Raw genomic sequence first — 16,639 nt, forward strand, 5'->3', positions numbered from 1 at the left:
TACCCAAGCCACCTCAAGATGCAGTTTCAGTTGGAGTTAAAAGCGATTCAGGCAAGGCATTGATTGCAAATAATGGTTGTTCCCTTGTTAAAATCAATAACGCAGTATAAATCGCTTTTAAACCAACCCGTTGGGCGTTTCACAGGCGCTTACTCTCAGCGTTGTTACTTCTTAAAAGGGACTGCCATTATTGCAAAGTAACGCCTTGATATTAAACACCTGTGAAACGCTGAAGTCTGCATCTTGAGGTGGTCAGGGTATAAATACACATTCAGTTTAGGGCTTGTTTATTTTTCGTGGCTGAATTTGCAGTAGTATGTTTTTTAGGCACGGCTGAGCCCATGTAGTGTTTATTAAATTTTCATTGGGAATGAGATTATAAAGTTTATATAAGGCTTTGAATTTATTTAATAAAATTAAAAAGCAGGTTGCGTTGGCAGTTGCTATAAAGTACTCTTTTTAGGTAATTTATTAATTAAGGATAAATAATGACGAAGAAATGCTTTCTTTATAGTGTAGGGGTGGTGCTGTTTAGTCCTGTGCTTTTTGCTAAAACACATTTTGCTGATGTACAAATAACCCACCTCGACCCTGATGTAGCTCAAGCAATTTGGCTACGTAAAAGTAACAACACACCCAAATACCCTATAGCTCTAGCTAAGAAAGGCATAAAAGGGTGCGCGATTTATACCTTTAATATCGACAGTAGCGGTGACGTTAGTGATGTTGAATTGGTATCTGCGATTCCTACTAGAGTCTTACCAAAAGAAGCTAAAAAACTTTTAAGAAATAGTGAGTGGAAAATCGCTGATGGCCAAAATGCAGGGGTTGAAAAAAGAACAACCCGTATAGATTATTGCATGGGTGGTGAAAGTGTAGAGCAAGCGCAACAACAGTGCATTGCGCAATCTAAATTAGCGTGTAGTACGAATAACTAAAGGCGCAGATAAACTCTAAATTTGTACTAAATCATATTTAGAGTTTTTGCTCCTAGAATAAAGACACACAACTTGTTAGTATTCACCGCGTAAATAATGGCCAGGGAGTTGTAAGGCTAATATAAAGAGACATATTATTTTGCGAAGCCTAATCAACATCAATCTAGATTTAAAAAAATTAATATTATTTTTAGCTATTTCAGTTACGATTATCACGTTTTTAAATAGTTTTTACTCCAGTTATCAAGTTCAAAAACAACAATTACAATCTCAAACGTTAATAAATCATAATGCTTATGCTGCCAAATTAGTGTCTGTTACGGACCGTTTCTTGCTATCAGCCCAGCAGCAACTAGCTTATTCTGCAAAAATAATAGAAAGTCACTTTAATGACCGCAATATTTTAGCGCAAGAAGCTGATCGTCTTCGTTTACAAACAGATAGCTTTAATTCAATTGTAATTGTGGATAATCAGGGGTTAGTTTTAGGTTTATCGCCGATGAGTTTACAGCTCGAAGGGGAAACACTGCAAAGTTATGGGGCAAAACAGGCTTTATCAAATAAAAAGGCGATGATAAGTGAGCCTTATATGTCGGCTGCAGGTAATTTAATTATTTCTATTTCTCATCCACTATTTGATCGTAACAGTAATTATATAGGCTATGTCTGCGGTACTTTATATTTAAAGAAAAGCAGTATTTTACATGACCTACTGCAAGTGCATTTTCATAAAGATGGCTCCTATCTTTTTGTTGTTGATAAAAATAGGCGGTTGCTTTATCACCCCGATGTTTCGCGCATTGGTGAGCAAGTTTATAATAATTCAGTCATAGAAGCCGTGCTTAAAGGCGAAAGTGGTACCCAGGAAATTATAAACAGTCAAGGCACTGCTATTTTAGCCGGTTATGCGTCGTTAAAATCAGCCCCGTGGGGAATTGTGACACAACGCTCTATTAGCTCAACATTGGTCCCGCTTGATGGACTCATGTTAAACGTGCTCTATCGTACAATTCCAGTGGGCTTTGCAACTTTCATTTTAATTTGGGTGTTTGCACAATTAATATCTCAACCATTAAGGCGCCTTGCAGAAACTGCAAAAAAACTCGATAACCCCGCTGCATCACAAGATTTAAAGCTGGTTCGTTCATGGTATTATGAAAGCTCAGAACTGCGTTTAGCAATGTTAAAGGGAGTTGGCTTATTACAAAATCAAATCGGTGTATTGCGCCATGAGGCGCAAACAGATCCGTTAACAGGTTTACACAATCGCCGTAGTTTAGAGCGAATGCTTGATCAGCTTATTTTTAATCGCACTTCGTTTACTGTACTTGCCGTCGATATTGATTTCTTTAAACGGGTTAACGATGAATTCGGCCATGATATTGGCGACATAGTATTGCAATCACTAGCAAAAGTTGTGCTGGACGTAACCCGTGAAAGTGATTTTGTAGCGCGTACAGGCGGGGAGGAGTTCATCATTATACTGCCTAGTACAACAGGAGAATCCGCATACCTATTGGCTGAACGACTACGTATGCGTGTATCTGAAACAATCATTGAGCCTGTTGGTTGCATAAATATTTCGATAGGTATTTCAGGTTGGCCACTGAACCAACTGAACGTTGAAGAGGTACTTAAACAAGCCGATCAAGCCTTATACAAAGCTAAAAAAAGTGGTCGTAACCGCTGTATTGTAGACTCACAGCTTACTCACTCAGAGTGAATCGCATTAGCGTACTATTAATGCGATCCATATTTTGTAAAGATTAACTATAGCTCGCTGTTTTAGCGACAACTATATGGGGTAGTACATTTTCTAAATTAGCTTGCAGCCGAGCATCAATGTTATATACCTCATTTAACCGAGTATTAATAAGTACTTCTTCAGGGGTGCCGTGCGCAACAACCTCCCCCTTATTTAACATATAAATACGATCAGCAAAACTCGCTGCTAACGATAGATCATGGACCACGGCAACAACTCCAGCACCTTGCTTTGCAATTAAGCGTGCTTGAGCCATCACTTCATATTGATGGTATAAATCGAGGCTTGATGTTGGTTCGTCAATCAGTAAATAAGCATTTTGCTTATTCGCTAGGCTAGGCTGTAATTGGCACAAGACACGGGCAAGTTGAGTGCGTTGTTTTTCCCCCCCAGATAAACGGGTAAAGCATTGTTGTGCTAAATGATCTATCCCTAAAGCCAGCATTGCATCATGAGAAAACTGCTTTAGCGCTAATGCACTGTATTGCTCTTGATGCGCAAAGTGAGCCATATCAACTACTTCATTAACCGTAAATGGGAAATCTAATTCATAGCTTTGTGTTAACACAGCGCGAAGTTTGGCCAGCTCAGCGATAGTGTACTCGTTCAATGTGCGTTGATTAATACTAACAACCCCACCGGATAAACTAATATCACCACACAAGGCTTTTAATAACGATGACTTACCAGCTCCGTTAGGCCCAATTATTACCACAACTTCATGGGGTTTTACCGTAAAATCAACATTGTTAAGGAGGATTTTTTGACCTACTTTGGCCATTAATTTACTGCCTGAAAGCATAATTTATCCTCGCTGCTGATAGGTTTTTAATAACATAATTAAAAAGAATGGTCCGCCAATAGCACTTGTAATAAGGCCTATGGGCACTTCGGCAGGTAGCATCACCGTGCGTGCAAATAAGTCAGCTAGTCCTAGCATTAAGGCTCCGCCTAAAATGCTGGCTGGCATGAGATAGCGATGATCGGGCCCTAAAACTAAACGCACAATATGTGGCACAATAAAACCGACAAAACCAATAATTCCAGTAATTGCCACAGCTGCACCGGTGCATAGTGCTGTATAAATAAACACCTGCTTTTTAAGTTTAGTGACATTAATACCTAGATGCTTTGCTTGTGCTTCACCTAATAAGTATAAATTAAGCGGCTTTGATAAACGCAGTAAACCAATACAACTGGCTATAATAATACACAGTGTGGGTGTCATCATTGCAAAGTGGTTTCCGGCGAGGGAACCCATACTCCAAAAAGTTAAATCACGCAGTTGCTGATCATTACTTATTAATGTTAAAACGCCAATGAGTGAACCCACAATCGCGTTTACAGCAATGCCTGCTAATAACAAACTAATAATCGTAAATTGGCCACTATGCGCACTCAGCCGATAAATAAATACGCATACACCAATGCACCCTAAAAATGCACCAACAGGAACGGCATAAATACCAAAGCTATCACTAAAATTTGCAAATAAGCTTGTACCTAATACGATGGTAGCGACTGCGCCAAGGGCAGCACCACTAGAGACGCCAATTAAACCTGGGTCAGCCAATGGATTTCTAAATATTGCCTGCATTGCTGCGCCACAGGCAGCCAAACCTGCACCCACAACCATTGCAAGAACTAAACGAGGCAAGCGAATTTGCCAGATAATCGCATTTTTTAGCTGATCATCAGCAGTGTGGTTAATTATGCCAATGATCTCGCTAATACTAATGGCGACACCGCCTTTACTTAGTGCAATAAAAAACACCAGCACACAGGCTATAAACAAAGCAGGAATAGCAAAACGGCGTTGCTGTTGCTGGGTAATGAGCGTACTACCAAGAGCTAACATCGTTATAAGTCACTTGTTTTGTTTGTTGCTTTATCAGTGGTGCTTTGTGCTGTTTGTAAAAATTGGTAGTTATAGCCACTAGGCAAGCGTGTTTTTGGATGAAAAGTATGTGCTAATTCAACCACAGCTTGTGGCGTACGCGGTCCCATTCCCAGTAAATAGCTGCCATCAAAACTGTGTACTTGACCATTTTTTACTGCGTTAGTGTATTTAAAATGAGCGAGTTTCTCTATTTTAGGTAGCGGATCATCGCCATGGCGGCCCATTGTAATGATGATGTCAGGATTAATAGCCAATGCAGCTTCAGTAGAAAGCGGTTTCCAGTTGGTGATCGCACTCGCTGCAGCATTAACACCGCCAGCAGCCGTGATTAACTCATTCGCAGATGTGCCAGCACCCGCAACGATAGGTTGGCCACTGCGTACGCTAAGTACAAATAGCACATTAGGTTTTGTTTTAGCTTGCTTTAAAATATGCGCTAGTGCATTACGGTCTGCTTGTAGTGATTGAACTAATACATCACCTTTGGCTGGAACATTGAGTAACTGAGCAATGTTTTTTATTTTTTTTTCAATTCCTAAAAAGTTATCGTGCTCATTGAGAATAACTAAATTAACCCCTGTCTTTTTTAACTGTTCAACGACTTTTTTAGGCCCTGTATCGGACTCGCCAAGCACTAAATCTGGATTTAACGACAAAATACCTTCAGCGCTAATTCTGCGTACATAGCCTATTTGTGGTTTTTGAGTGGCAGAAGCTGGGAATACGCTGGTGCTATCTACACCAATAATACGTTGTTGCTCTTGAAGAGCATAAATGATCTCGGTGATAGAACCACCGGAGACAACAACTCTGTGCGGACTATCTGGTTGTGTGGCCGCACTTAGAGGGAAGGCCGTAGCGAATATCATAAAAATTAAATACGTGAGGAGGGGTTTCATAAAAAGTCCAATGTTGATATTATTTAATGTAAATACTAACAGTTCGCATTTATATTTAAAAGTTATGAAGTTTATTATTTTCCTTATTTTATCTATTAGTGGTCATTTAACGTGGTTGTTTTATCAACCTGCGACGCCTTTAATACTGAAATTGAGCACAGCGCAACCTGCGCAGCGCATTGCGATAAATATTGTAAATTCAAAAATGCAGCAGCCAACAGTAGAAACGCAGATCCAAGTGCAACCTGTAGTTAAGAGCACTGAGGCGGCAAATACCCAATTTAGCGGTAAAAAAATACAGTTGGCAGCAAAACCACAAGAACAAATCATAACGACAAAGTCAGCCTTATCTGAGCCAACCATAAAGCAACTTAATCCAGTCCCAGATAAACCTGTAAGCCCTAAGAAAGTTGAGCCACCCACTAAAGTTAAACTTGCTATACAACAAAAAAAGCCAACGATGGCCGCGCCGTCTTCAAGTGCACCTGTTATTGCAAAGCAGCATTCATTAAAAAACCAAGTTATTGACGTAAATACGTTGCCGTTATTTAAAGCACCCAGACCCGCTTTAAATTACCCACGAAGAGCGAAGCGTCGCGGGTATCAGGGCGTAGCAATATTGCAAATTGAGCTCAGCGAAAAAGGCTTAATAACGAATGTTAAGATTTTAAAAAGTAGCGGTTTTGCTGAGCTTGATAAAGCCGCAATTGGTAATGTATCAAAGTGGCAGTTTCACCCTGTAATGCGCGACAGCCACGGTATAAAAGCACGCTTTAGTGTGCCAATCGAATTTTCCCTGCGCTCATAGCGCTTTTATAAAAGAGAACTAACAATGCAAGATGTATTTTCTGCTGTAGGAATTATGGCGTGGCCTTTATTTGGAGTATCAATACTGGCTTTAGCGATTGTGTTAGACCGTGTAACGGCTTTTATATATGGATGGTCACATTTACAAAAAATGAATCAACTCGACAGTGATTTTAGTCAGCAATTACAGAAAAAATTACAACCAGATCAACGCCATCAGTGGTGTCAATTGTATCTACAGGACAGCTTTGCTAATTGGCGAAAAAGGTTAAATATACTCGCTCTCCTTGGTTCGTTAAGTCCGTTAATGGGTTTATTAGGCACGGTATGGGGATTAGTACTAATGTTTAGAAAAATAGCGCAAACCCAACAAGCAGTGACCCCCGCATTACTTGCCGATGGTTTATGGGAGGCTATGTATTCAACTATGGCAGGGCTTATTATCGCGATTCCCTGTTTATTATTAAGTGGGATATTTAACGCGTTATTAGAACGATTACAAACAGATATGACGCGCATAATTAATCATTTAAATTACCAGCTTTGTTTTGATGAAGCCGCCAATGCTTGAGTTACCAAAAAAATCGAGCCACCACACCTTAATGCCTGATCTGACAGCATTAATAGATGTGCTATTTATTTTGTTGGTATTTTTGTTATTAACGGCCGCTGTCAAATTAGACATGATGGATGTTAACTTACCCGATGCGGGTAAAAATACACACGCCCCGATAGAACAACCCGATGCTTTGGTTTTAAGTGTACGTTTTAGCGAGCAAAAAATAACGTACGGACTTGCCAAAGAACCCTACAGCTCGCTCAATACCGTAATGCAGGCATTGCGTTTACAAACTAAAAAACGGCCTTTGTATCTAGCAATAGATCAACACGTTCCTAGTGGCGAACTTGTTAAGTTGTTAGCTGCGTTATCGAGTGAAGATCGTAATGTTGCGAATATACTCATTAAAAACGAATAAAAACAATTATCATTTGCGTGTGTTTTTGTTATAGTGCATCTACTTTAATTAACCTCAACTTGACTTTAGGTATTTAAAAACCGAGTACCTGTTTAGGTTGAATTAGTACACAGTTTGGTGAGTAAGGGGCTTAGCCAAGCATTACGTCATTTTATGACTTTAACTTAGTTCACTTATTTTATGGAGCGACACATGCGCCTTTCAAAACTGGCTTTATGCCTTGCCAGTGTATCACTGCCTCTTATGGCTGAAACAACTACAGCCGACCAATCGCAACTAACTACTGCATTAGATGCCGTAACAGTAACCGCAACGCGAACCGAAAAAACAGCACTCAATTCTGCGCAAGCAGTTAATGTGATCACCAGCGAAAACATCGAAAAAGTACTAGCAACAACAGTGTTTGATAGCCTAATCTCGGTGCCTAATGTAACGGCAACCGGTGGACCGCGCAGCGGTGGTCAAAAGTTTAGTGTACGTGGCTTTAATGACGCCGAAGATGTGCTGGTAAGTGTTGATGGAGCTATTCAAACATTTGAAAAATACCGCATGGGTAGCTTTTTTAGTGATGCAGATTTATATCGCACAATCAGTATTAAACGTGGTCCAAGTACCGTATTGCATGGCGGTGGGGCATTAGGCGGTGTTGTTGACATGGAGCTTAAAGACGCCAGTGACTTTTTAGCACCTGATCAAACTTACGGCGCTAAAGTAAAGCTGGGGCATAATAGCAACAATAACGAAGCTAACGGCAGTGTGTATACCTATGCACGGCCAATCGAATCGTTAGATTTACTAGCGGCATTTATAAAACGCAGCAGTGATGACTTTGAATTATCAAACGGAAAAACGCTTGATAATTCAGCTATAAAGGCAGAGTCACTACTTATTAAAGGCGAATACTATATAAATGAAGACGCGCTAATCGCTCTATCATATACCGAGAGCGAAGATGCACAACGCACCGAATTTAATACCACCGATCCCGGTGCATGGGGCACGGTTTACCGCGAGGTTGAGCAATCTGTCACGAATCTTAGTTACGAACTCAATCCTGAAAATAATACCTACCTTGATTTATCTGTACGCGTAGGCAACACCCAAAGCCACGTAACAGAAAGTGGCGGTAAAGGAATGCTTAAAGACTACATTGGCCTTGCCTCTAACTACGAATACAACATCAACACACTTGATATAATGAACACAAGTGTACTAGGTATGCATGCGCTTACTTATGGTGTGCAGTACTCAGATAAAGAGCGTGTTGGTGAAAAGTTAGGCTACCCATGCACAAATCTTAATAGGCAAACTTACGAATGCTTAGAGTATGGTAAAGACGCCGTAAGGAATGAGATTTCATCACAGCCAGGCGGCACGCAAAAGCGGTTAGGTGTATATATTCAAGACGAGTTTACATGGCAAGCGCTTACAATTACGGGGGGTATTCGCTATGAAGAATACCAAAGTACGCCAACAAGTAAATTTGCAGCGGGCTTTGTAGGTCAAGATTTAAAAGTTAAGCACTCACAAGTTGTACCAGCATTGACGGTTAACTATCAGTTTACCTCCGAATTTGCTGTATTTGCCAGTTATCAAGAGGGCTTTAGAGCACCTTTACTGGATGAAATATACGATCAATACGGTGGCCGAAATATAAACTTAGCCTTGGAAGTAGAAAACAGCCGTAATAGCGAAATGGGTATCAGTTATCAAGTCAGCGATGTGTTCTCTGATATTGATTCACTGACAGCGCGAGCAATTTACTTCAATACTCAAGTAGATGACGAAATTCAGTCAAATACCAGCACCACTACAAACCCTATGCCGGCACCACGCTATAGCAACCGTGGTGAAAATGACCGCGATGGTTTTGAACTCGAAGTCAATTATGCTCATCGCGCCGGGTATGTAAACTTTTCGTATAGCGAAATAGCGGGTGATGATCAAGATGATAAACCGCTTTGGTATTTACCCGCTGATACGTTAACAGTCGATGCCGGCTTAGTGTTTTTTGATTCAACAGTACGTACAGGGATTAGCATTCAAAATATTTCAGCGCGTACCGTACTTGCATACGACCGTGCGGCTCAGGCATCCAAGCAAGTTGAGCATGATGGCTACACATTGGTTGGTTTAAATGCAAACTGGGATATTAATGATAGTTGGAGTGCACGTTTGGCTGTGGACAATTTATTTGACGAAGAATACCAGGTGATGGCAGGCACCGGTGGTGCGATAGGGGACTATGGTGTTGGCCGTAACATTAAAACACAACTGAGCTTTAAATTTTAAGTTAAACCAATTGCATTGAACTAGTGAGCTATTTAGCTCACTAGTATGGTCATGTTTTTAATGAAATTGGTATTAGGAGCGCACAATGAATATTCTAAATGATTACCGCCAACTGCAAATACAACACCCTAATATTAGAGCTATTGACGCAGCGGCGCAGTTAAAAATTACTGAAGCAGAGCTAATTGCTGCACAAGTAGGCGAAGGCGTTATAAAGCTTGAGATCACCCATATTGAAGGGATTTTAAAGGGTTTTAAAAAATTACAACACGTTATGGCACTAACACGTAACGCACAAGTCGTCAGTGAAATTTCAGGCTGTTACGAGAAAATTTACTGCTCTGAGCGCAATAACATTAAAACAGCCATCGCTATTAACCCCGGTGGTATAGATTTACGGTTATTTGTGTCTAAGTGGCACAGTGCATTTGCAGTGAACAACAATGCAAAGCACAGCAGTGTTCAATTTTTTGATAAGCACGGTATCGCTGTACATAAAGTGTTTACAACACAGCAAACAAATATGCCTGCATTTGAGCAGTTAGTAATGGCGCATAAAGCAACAGATCAAAGCACTCAGCTAAGCATCACAGAGGCTGATATTGCTGTTAATGAGTATCGCCCATTAGCCGAAATAGATATTCAAGGGTTTAGACAAGGTTGGCAAAACCTTCAAGACGTACATCACTTTCCTGCATTGTTAAAAGAGTTTGGTGTTAGCCGTACTCAAGGTTTAGAAATTGCCGGAAAGCAGTGGGCACAAGAGATCCCGGCTAATAGTTTAAGTGAAGTGCTAGAAACCGTACGTGATCAACACAGTGAGCTGATGATTTTTGTTAATAACAGCAGTGCGGTGCAAATATACTCTGGGACGTTAACTAACCTTAAACAAGTCGGTGATTGGTATAATGTACTGGATGATGGGTTTAATTTGCATGTACAGGATAAGCAATTTTCTCGTGCCTTCGTTGTTAAAAAACCAACAGATAATGGCGAAACGGCGGTTCACTCAATCGAGTTTTTTGATTGTGACGGCAATACCGTTATGACCCTATTTGGCAGACGTACAGAAGGTAAAACCCAAGCCCGCGATTGGATTGCATTATGTGACAAGCTACGTAAGCTACAAATTGCAGCCTAACTTTATACGCATGAATATATACCAAAGTCATCTCATAACGCTGAAACTCGCATCTTGAGGTGATTTGGGTATAAATGCTTGGCAATATTTTTTATGTATGCAATATTAAAAGTACAATTTTCCCACCTTTAAAGCCTGCACTATGGTGTTATATAAACAGTTTAAATTGTGCTTATTACTCAGTATTATTACTTTCAGTAGTGTCGCGAACGCCAATGTGCGCAATACAAAACAACAAGAGTTTATTGATGTAGCAACACTCTTGCCCACCGCTTTGTTTGATATTCGTTATTACAGCAGTAATAACTTTGTTGGCAAACCGATCGATGGCTATAAGTCTGCAAAATGCTTGCTACATAAAACCACTGCTTACGCATTGCAAAAAGCCCATAAACAAGCGCAGCTCGCCGGTCTAAATTTTAAAATATTTGATTGTTATCGCCCGCAACGTGCGGTGGATCATTTTGTACGCTGGGTGAACGACCCAACAGACTTAGTAACAAAGGCTACCTATTATCCAAACCTTGGTAAAGATGAGTTACTGGGTGGATACATTGCAGCTAAATCAGGCCACAGTCGTGGCTCAACTCTTGACCTGACGCTAACTGACAGTGAAGGTACTGAGCTGAATATGGGATCACTATTTGATATGTTTGATACGCTTTCAAATACGGATGACCTACGTATAACTACTAGGCAAAAAGCCAACAGGTACAAACTTAAAAATATTATGGTTGCAGCGGGTTTTGCACCTTACAGCATGGAGTGGTGGCACTTTACTTATAAACCACAAGCATACCCTGACACTTACTTTGATTTTGAAGTTAAATAAGTGTATCTAGGGCGTGTTGACCCTTCGTGATTGATTTTGCAGCAGCCTATTTGGTATTTAGGCAAGGCAGTGCCTATGGTGTGTGGTTGTTCCCATAAATAGGCGATAACGCAGTATAAATGCCAAACATGCGCTGCCCAAAGGGTTCTTCCTAGGGGCGATTAACTCTTTGTTACCTACACGGATGTAGGTAAGGGGCGTGAGCAGGACGCACAAGCTTTGCTCGGTTTTTACTTATTCTCACATGGATGTGAGCCAGTAGAATAACGCAGGAGCAGTTATCGAGCCCACTCGATTACAAACCTCGCGCCGCGATTAAATCGCCCCTAGATTGAACAAATTTCAATCCACAAAGGTCAACACGCCCTAGGGTTCAATAAAGTAGTTGACATTAGGCTAAAACACTATATAGTTTGTCGCAGCTAGAAAGAAAGCATGTAAGCTATAAATCTCCATTTCGATGTTGTATAAGTAATACTTGTAGTACCGTCCTGAAGTTTTTAAAGTACCATCTCATTTTTTGCTACACCCGCCCACTAGGGCAATTATTTTATTTTTATATCAGGATATTACTATGTCTAACATCGTATCAGGTACAGTTAAGTGGTTTAACGAGTCTAAAGGTTTTGGTTTCATCGAGCAAGAAAGCGGTCCAGACGTTTTCGCACATTTCTCAGCAATCAAAAGCGATGGTTTCAAAACTTTAGCTGAAGGCCAACGTGTAGAGTTTACTCTTTCACAAGGTCAAAAAGGTCCACAAGCGGATAACATCACTCCGTTATAATTTTTACTTTTAAAGTAAAAATAAAAAAAAGCGCTTAAGGCGCTTTTTTTGTGTCTAAAAATTGACGTAGCATAAGCCCCTTCCTATTATTTAACTACATTTTCATTCGCAGTGAGCTTACTATCTTTCGATTTATTACTCTAACCTGCTGTTTTTTGTTTTCTTGCATCGGCGTCGGTGCCGAAAAGCCCACTGTAACTATTTATACAGAGCAGTTTCCGCCTTATAATTTTTCAAATAAAGGGCAGTTACAAGGTATTAATTTAGATATAGTGCGCACGCTATGTGAACGCACAGAGTTAGAGTGTAAGTTTGAGTTATTACCCTGGACACGCGCATACAGTTTAGTACAAAAAAATCCGTTGTCTGGACTTGTCTCCACAGCCCGTAGCCCTGAGCGAGAAAGCTTATTTCAATGGGTGGGACCACTCGTATCTTCTCGTACTTATTTTTATCGTTTAGCGAAAAATAACCATATAAGACCAGTAAATTTAGCACAAACAGCTAATTACACCCTAGGGTTAGTAAGGGGAGATGTTTACGAAGAGCTAATACAAGAAATAGGCTTTGAAAAAGATAAAAATTTACTTAAATTCGCTCACCACTATGAATATATTAATTTATTTTTTAAGAATAAAATTGACTTAATCCTTGGATCAGAACAGACACTTGATTATCAATTACAGCAATTTGGCTACGGAGGCAAAGAAGTTGTAAAACTAGTGGAGCTTCCTGTTGATAAACTACAAGGGAATTACCTTGTTTTTAATAAAGCGATCCCCCCTGAAATTATTGAACGATTTAATCAAGAGTTAGCAGCCTTAAAAGCGTTTGACAATTTGAAGCTGTACCGACAACGATATACGAATGAATAGTAGTATGTTATCTAGCCGCAATGCATTGCAAAGTTGAACCAGTTTTAATTATAGTTGTTCTATATACTCAATCCACCTTAATATGCAGTATTCAGCGTTTCGCAGGGGCTTAATATCAAGGCGTTACTTTGTAAGAATGGCAGTCCCTTTTAAGAAGTAACAATACAGAAAGTAAGTCCTTGTGAAATACCTAAAGGGTTGGTTTAAAACGATTTATACTGCGTTATTTATTTTAATGATAGAACCACTATTACTTGCCATCGGTGATTGCATACACTATGCGTGCTTTTTAACATTACCAGCTGAGCGCTCCCAGCTAATGGGCTTCCAACAGTGCTTTGTATTTCGCGGCGTCTTTTATTTTTAAAAATGCCTGCTGCAAAGCATGTAAAATTTCAGGATCGATATCCAAATTTGCAGCTAAGTAACCATCAACGTTGAGCTCATCAATCGCATATATGAAGCTAAACCGATCAGGGGAAACGCCTATGTGCTTACTCATTGCTGGAATATAATTTTCATCATCTATTATTAAATCGACTTTTTTGGCTAGTAATAAATGGTAAGAGTTTTGAATGTCGGGAGTTAAAAGCAGATCAAATCGATGGTTGTGTAAAACAGTATAGGCAAGATCATTCCGTTGTACGGCAATTTTATAGTGCTTCGCTTGCTGCGTGTTATTTACTCGTACGTCATCGCGCTGAGCAAGCTTTACAAAGCCTAACTTAAAATGAACAACAGGTGCTATCCAATGAAATAAAGATTCACGCTCAGGCGTTCTAGCAAGGCTATATATGAGTGTGTTTTTTTGTCGAGAGACCATCTGATAAGCTCTAGCCCAAGGGTAGATTGAAATGGAGGTATTCATGTTCGCTTCATTAACAATCATCGTTACAATGTCAGTGCTGAATCCACCCACCTTATTGCCAATTTGTGTTTGATGAGGAGGCGAGAACTCAGTAACAACGACTAGCGTTGGTTGTGCAAAACTTGACATAGTTACCAAAAGCAAAAAGCACGCTATTAATATCTGCATTAATTTACTCTATTTAGCTGTGTTAAAAACTATCCATATACGATTGTATAGATATAGTAGCAATTGCTCAGAGCAACGATTGTTGCTTTGTTATGATAATACCAATCGGCTTAAATATATAACCATTCTAGCGGACTAAATAAAGCGCTAACTGCGTTAGTAATTTTTCATGTACGACTGCATGGATGCAGAGCAATTGCCAAGAACAACTGCATGTCAAAATGTCTGCCTTGTTATCACTGTATTTATCTTTCGCTATAAATGGTCATTAACTTAACACGATTGGTGTAATTTCTCTGTGCAATATTAGATCACGGTATAAGTTAAAAGAGTAGTACATTTTTGGAATAATTTTGTGGCGAAACGATAAAAGGGCCTTGCGGCCCTTTGTGAAGTATCGTTCAAATCAGATAAGTCTTTAACCCCTTAAAGGCTCATCCTATTGTTTTGCAACCAAGGCTCATCTCAAAGTTTCTAAGCTAGCGAGAGGAAAAAACCTGCAATTGCAGCGCTCATAAGGTTAGCCATAGATCCTGCTAACACTGCTCTGAGCCCTAAGCGTGCGATATCCTTTCGCCGACTAGGCGCCATACCGCCCAATCCACCTAGTAAAATTGCTATCGATGATAAGTTAGCAAAGCCACATAACGCGAATGTGACAATCGCTTGTGTGTGCGCACTTAACGTATCGCGATAATTCATAAAGTCTAAGTAAGCAACAAACTCGTTGACCACTAATTTTTGACCAATAAAGCTACCAGCTATAATTGCTTCACTCCACGGCACACCTAATAACCAGGCAACCGGTGCAAATATATAACCTAAAATTTCTTGTAATGTCAGTGTTGGATAATCAAACCAACCGCCAATACCACCTAATAAACCGTTTAGTAAGGCAATTAAAGCAACAAATGCTAACAGCATTGCGCCTACATTTAATGCTAAATGCATTCCGTTAGCAGCACCTGATGCCGCTGCATCAATCACGTTAACAGGTTTATCTTCATCAATATCCAAGTCAGCTAAGTTATCTTTGGGGGTTTCGGTCTCTGGCACAATCATTTTAGCCATTAAAAAACCACCCGGTGCGGCCATAAAGCTGGCAGCAATTAAATACTTAAGCTCAACCCCAATAATAACGTAACCGGCCATTACAGAGCCTGCCACAGTGGCTAAGCCACCCACCATAACTGCAAATAACTCTGATTTAGTCATGGTTGCAATAAATGGTTTAACAATTAACGGTGCTTCAGTTTGGCCTACAAAAATGTTTGCCGTTGCTGAAAGCGATTCTGTTCGGGAGGTTTTTAACAGTTTTTGTAAACCACCGCCGAGGATTCTAATAATCCAGTCCATAATACCTAAGTGATATAGCACAGCCACTAACGCTGAGAAAAACACAATCACAGGTAATACTTGAATGGCAAAAATAAACCCTAAAGTATCTTGATTTGCTAATGGTCCAAATAAAAAACTAATACCATCATTAGCAAAACCGATCACTGATGATACGGCTTTTGACATGGCAACGAGTGCATTTTTGCCTGCCTCTGAAAACAGTACAAACCCACCAATTACAAATTGCATAGCAAAAGCGATACCGACAGTTCTTAAATTAATTGCTTTGCGGTTTGTCGAAGCCGTAAACGCAATGCCTAGCAGCACACACATGCCGACTAAGCTCATAAATGTTGTCATTTTTTGTTATTCCCGTTGTTATTCTTGCAGTAAATATTTTATTTTACTTTTAATTATATCAATGGCGACGCGATTCATACCACCTCGTGTGACCACTAAATCAGCCTTGTGCTTTGAGGGCTCAATAAACTGATAAAACATCGGTCTCACAGTAGCCTGATATTGTTCAACAACGGACTGTAACGTTCTGCCTCGTTGCTCCATATCACGTTGCATACGGCGCATTAGGCAAATATCAAGGGGTGTATCAATAAACACCTTGATATCAAATTCTTTACGTAGCGCTTTATCGCTAAGCAATAAAATACCTTCAACTATCAATATTTGTGCTGGCATTACGGTGCGTGTTTTATCACTGCGCGTATGTTGAGCATAATCATAAGTTGGTACTTCAACAGCTTTACCATTGCGTAACTGAGTTAAATGCTTACACATTAGCTCATGCTCAAACGCTTCGGGATGGTCGTAATTAGTTTGCGTACGGTGATCAAACGGTAAATGTGATTGATCTTTATAATACGCATCTTCTTCAATTACGGCGATGGCACCTGGTTCAAGCTCATTAACCAATTCATTATAAATTGTTTGGCTAAAAAGAGATTTGCCAGAGGCAGATGCCCCAGCAATGGCTATTATTGTTCGTGTCACTAAAGTTCTCACCCACACAGAAGGATATATCGTTGGTAGATCACAAT

At 40.0% G+C, this 16,639-nt stretch carries 16 protein-coding genes; 10 read left to right on the forward strand and 6 right to left on the reverse strand.

What is annotated here, in order from left to right; genetic code table 11:
* The first annotated feature begins 488 nt into the window (after positions 1 to 488).
* Positions 489 to 938 (forward strand): energy transducer TonB, encoded by a 450-nt coding sequence (locus tag HJP15_RS01725; RefSeq protein ID WP_169327549.1) that lies wholly within the window; start codon positions 489 to 491, stop codon positions 936 to 938.
* Between the two features lie 139 nt (positions 939 to 1,077).
* The gene (locus HJP15_RS01730; protein ID WP_212760604.1) at positions 1,078 to 2,661 is read left to right on the forward strand and encodes a sensor domain-containing diguanylate cyclase; all 1,584 of its coding nucleotides are present in this window, start codon (positions 1,078 to 1,080) and stop codon (positions 2,659 to 2,661) included.
* A gap of 43 nt (positions 2,662 to 2,704) precedes the next feature.
* Here the strand turns inward: HJP15_RS01730 and HJP15_RS01735 are convergent, their stop codons facing one another.
* Genes HJP15_RS01735 through HJP15_RS01745 form a run of 3 tightly spaced genes read right to left on the reverse strand, consistent with a single transcriptional unit; the run spans position 2,705 to position 5,502 of the window.
* Positions 2,705 to 3,505, reverse strand: coding sequence for a heme ABC transporter ATP-binding protein (locus HJP15_RS01735; RefSeq protein WP_170172927.1), 801 nt, complete (start codon positions 3,503 to 3,505; stop codon positions 2,705 to 2,707).
* 3 nt (positions 3,506 to 3,508) lie between these two features.
* Complete coding sequence (locus HJP15_RS01740; protein ID WP_054203983.1) at positions 3,509 to 4,561, reverse strand: FecCD family ABC transporter permease; 1,053 nt, start codon at positions 4,559 to 4,561, stop codon at positions 3,509 to 3,511.
* A 2-nt stretch (positions 4,562 to 4,563) separates the two neighbouring features.
* Positions 4,564 to 5,502: a heme/hemin ABC transporter substrate-binding protein gene (locus HJP15_RS01745; RefSeq protein ID WP_054452489.1), complete on the reverse strand. Its 939-nt coding sequence runs from the start codon at positions 5,500 to 5,502 to the stop codon at positions 4,564 to 4,566.
* A gap of 64 nt (positions 5,503 to 5,566) precedes the next feature.
* On the opposite strand from HJP15_RS01745, the gene HJP15_RS01750 reads away from it, so the two are divergent.
* From HJP15_RS01750 to HJP15_RS01785, 8 genes are all read left to right on the forward strand, one after another.
* Positions 5,567 to 6,310 carry an energy transducer TonB gene (locus HJP15_RS01750; protein WP_170172928.1) on the forward strand — a complete coding sequence of 248 codons (744 nt, stop codon included), beginning with the start codon at positions 5,567 to 5,569 and terminating at the stop codon, positions 6,308 to 6,310.
* A 24-nt stretch (positions 6,311 to 6,334) separates the two neighbouring features.
* Positions 6,335 to 6,880, forward strand: a complete 546-nt coding sequence (locus HJP15_RS01755) for a MotA/TolQ/ExbB proton channel family protein (protein ID WP_054203986.1) — start codon at positions 6,335 to 6,337, stop codon at positions 6,878 to 6,880.
* Positions 6,873 to 7,286 carry a biopolymer transporter ExbD gene (locus HJP15_RS01760; protein WP_054203987.1) on the forward strand — a complete coding sequence of 138 codons (414 nt, stop codon included), beginning with the start codon at positions 6,873 to 6,875 and terminating at the stop codon, positions 7,284 to 7,286. Before HJP15_RS01755 ends, HJP15_RS01760 begins: the two co-directional genes overlap by 8 nt.
* Positions 7,287 to 7,478: 192 nt before the next feature.
* The gene (locus tag HJP15_RS01765; protein ID WP_170172929.1) at positions 7,479 to 9,578 is read left to right on the forward strand and encodes a TonB-dependent receptor domain-containing protein; all 2,100 of its coding nucleotides are present in this window, start codon (positions 7,479 to 7,481) and stop codon (positions 9,576 to 9,578) included.
* An 85-nt stretch (positions 9,579 to 9,663) separates the two neighbouring features.
* On the forward strand, positions 9,664 to 10,719 hold the full coding sequence (locus HJP15_RS01770; RefSeq protein WP_170172930.1) for a hemin-degrading factor: 1,056 nt from the start codon (positions 9,664 to 9,666) through the stop codon (positions 10,717 to 10,719).
* A 142-nt stretch (positions 10,720 to 10,861) separates the two neighbouring features.
* Positions 10,862 to 11,551, forward strand: coding sequence for a M15 family metallopeptidase (locus tag HJP15_RS01775; RefSeq protein ID WP_054203990.1), 690 nt, complete (start codon positions 10,862 to 10,864; stop codon positions 11,549 to 11,551).
* Positions 11,552 to 12,125: 574 nt separating this feature from the next.
* Positions 12,126 to 12,335 carry a cold-shock protein gene (locus HJP15_RS01780; protein WP_054203991.1) on the forward strand — a complete coding sequence of 70 codons (210 nt, stop codon included), beginning with the start codon at positions 12,126 to 12,128 and terminating at the stop codon, positions 12,333 to 12,335.
* A gap of 155 nt (positions 12,336 to 12,490) precedes the next feature.
* Positions 12,491 to 13,210: a substrate-binding periplasmic protein gene (locus HJP15_RS01785; protein WP_212760605.1), complete on the forward strand. Its 720-nt coding sequence runs from the start codon at positions 12,491 to 12,493 to the stop codon at positions 13,208 to 13,210.
* 316 nt (positions 13,211 to 13,526) lie between these two features.
* Here HJP15_RS01785 and HJP15_RS01790 read toward each other — a convergent pair whose 3' ends face one another.
* The 3 genes from HJP15_RS01790 to udk all read right to left on the reverse strand — a co-directional run bounded on the left by HJP15_RS01790 (position 13,527) and on the right by udk (position 16,592).
* Complete coding sequence (locus tag HJP15_RS01790) at positions 13,527 to 14,207, reverse strand: substrate-binding periplasmic protein (RefSeq protein ID WP_249118509.1); 681 nt, start codon at positions 14,205 to 14,207, stop codon at positions 13,527 to 13,529.
* A 513-nt stretch (positions 14,208 to 14,720) separates the two neighbouring features.
* Entirely contained in the window at positions 14,721 to 15,944 is a 1,224-nt protein-coding gene (locus HJP15_RS01795) for a NupC/NupG family nucleoside CNT transporter (protein WP_054203994.1), read from the reverse strand.
* An 18-nt stretch (positions 15,945 to 15,962) separates the two neighbouring features.
* Positions 15,963 to 16,592 (reverse strand): uridine kinase, encoded by a 630-nt coding sequence (udk, locus tag HJP15_RS01800; protein WP_054203995.1) that lies wholly within the window; start codon positions 16,590 to 16,592, stop codon positions 15,963 to 15,965.
* Positions 16,593 to 16,639 lie beyond the last annotated feature (47 nt).

It is taken from the genome of Pseudoalteromonas sp. NEC-BIFX-2020_002 (assembly GCF_013002825.1).
Taxonomy (GTDB): Bacteria; Pseudomonadota; Gammaproteobacteria; order Enterobacterales; family Alteromonadaceae; genus Pseudoalteromonas; species Pseudoalteromonas neustonica.

What these genes read in the sequence shown, in the direction of transcription:
- HJP15_RS01740 (WP_054203983.1), bottom strand. Translation starts at nt 4,561, where the DNA reads ATGTTAGCTCTTGGTAGTACGCTCATTACCCAGCAACAGCAACGCCGT.
- HJP15_RS01750 (WP_170172928.1), top strand. Translation starts at nt 5,567, where the DNA reads ATGAAGTTTATTATTTTCCTTATTTTATCTATTAGTGGTCATTTAACG.
- HJP15_RS01755 (WP_054203986.1), top strand. Translation starts at nt 6,335, where the DNA reads ATGCAAGATGTATTTTCTGCTGTAGGAATTATGGCGTGGCCTTTATTT.
- HJP15_RS01765 (WP_170172929.1), top strand. Translation starts at nt 7,479, where the DNA reads ATGCGCCTTTCAAAACTGGCTTTATGCCTTGCCAGTGTATCACTGCCT.
- HJP15_RS01745 (WP_054452489.1), bottom strand. Translation starts at nt 5,502, where the DNA reads ATGAAACCCCTCCTCACGTATTTAATTTTTATGATATTCGCTACGGCC.
- HJP15_RS01780 (WP_054203991.1), top strand. Translation starts at nt 12,126, where the DNA reads ATGTCTAACATCGTATCAGGTACAGTTAAGTGGTTTAACGAGTCTAAA.
- HJP15_RS01760 (WP_054203987.1), top strand. Translation starts at nt 6,873, where the DNA reads ATGCTTGAGTTACCAAAAAAATCGAGCCACCACACCTTAATGCCTGAT.
- HJP15_RS01770 (WP_170172930.1), top strand. Translation starts at nt 9,664, where the DNA reads ATGAATATTCTAAATGATTACCGCCAACTGCAAATACAACACCCTAAT.
- HJP15_RS01790 (WP_249118509.1), bottom strand. Translation starts at nt 14,207, where the DNA reads ATGTCAAGTTTTGCACAACCAACGCTAGTCGTTGTTACTGAGTTCTCG.
- HJP15_RS01725 (WP_169327549.1), top strand. Translation starts at nt 489, where the DNA reads ATGACGAAGAAATGCTTTCTTTATAGTGTAGGGGTGGTGCTGTTTAGT.
- HJP15_RS01775 (WP_054203990.1), top strand. Translation starts at nt 10,862, where the DNA reads ATGGTGTTATATAAACAGTTTAAATTGTGCTTATTACTCAGTATTATT.
- HJP15_RS01735 (WP_170172927.1), bottom strand. Translation starts at nt 3,505, where the DNA reads ATGCTTTCAGGCAGTAAATTAATGGCCAAAGTAGGTCAAAAAATCCTC.
- HJP15_RS01795 (WP_054203994.1), bottom strand. Translation starts at nt 15,944, where the DNA reads ATGACAACATTTATGAGCTTAGTCGGCATGTGTGTGCTGCTAGGCATT.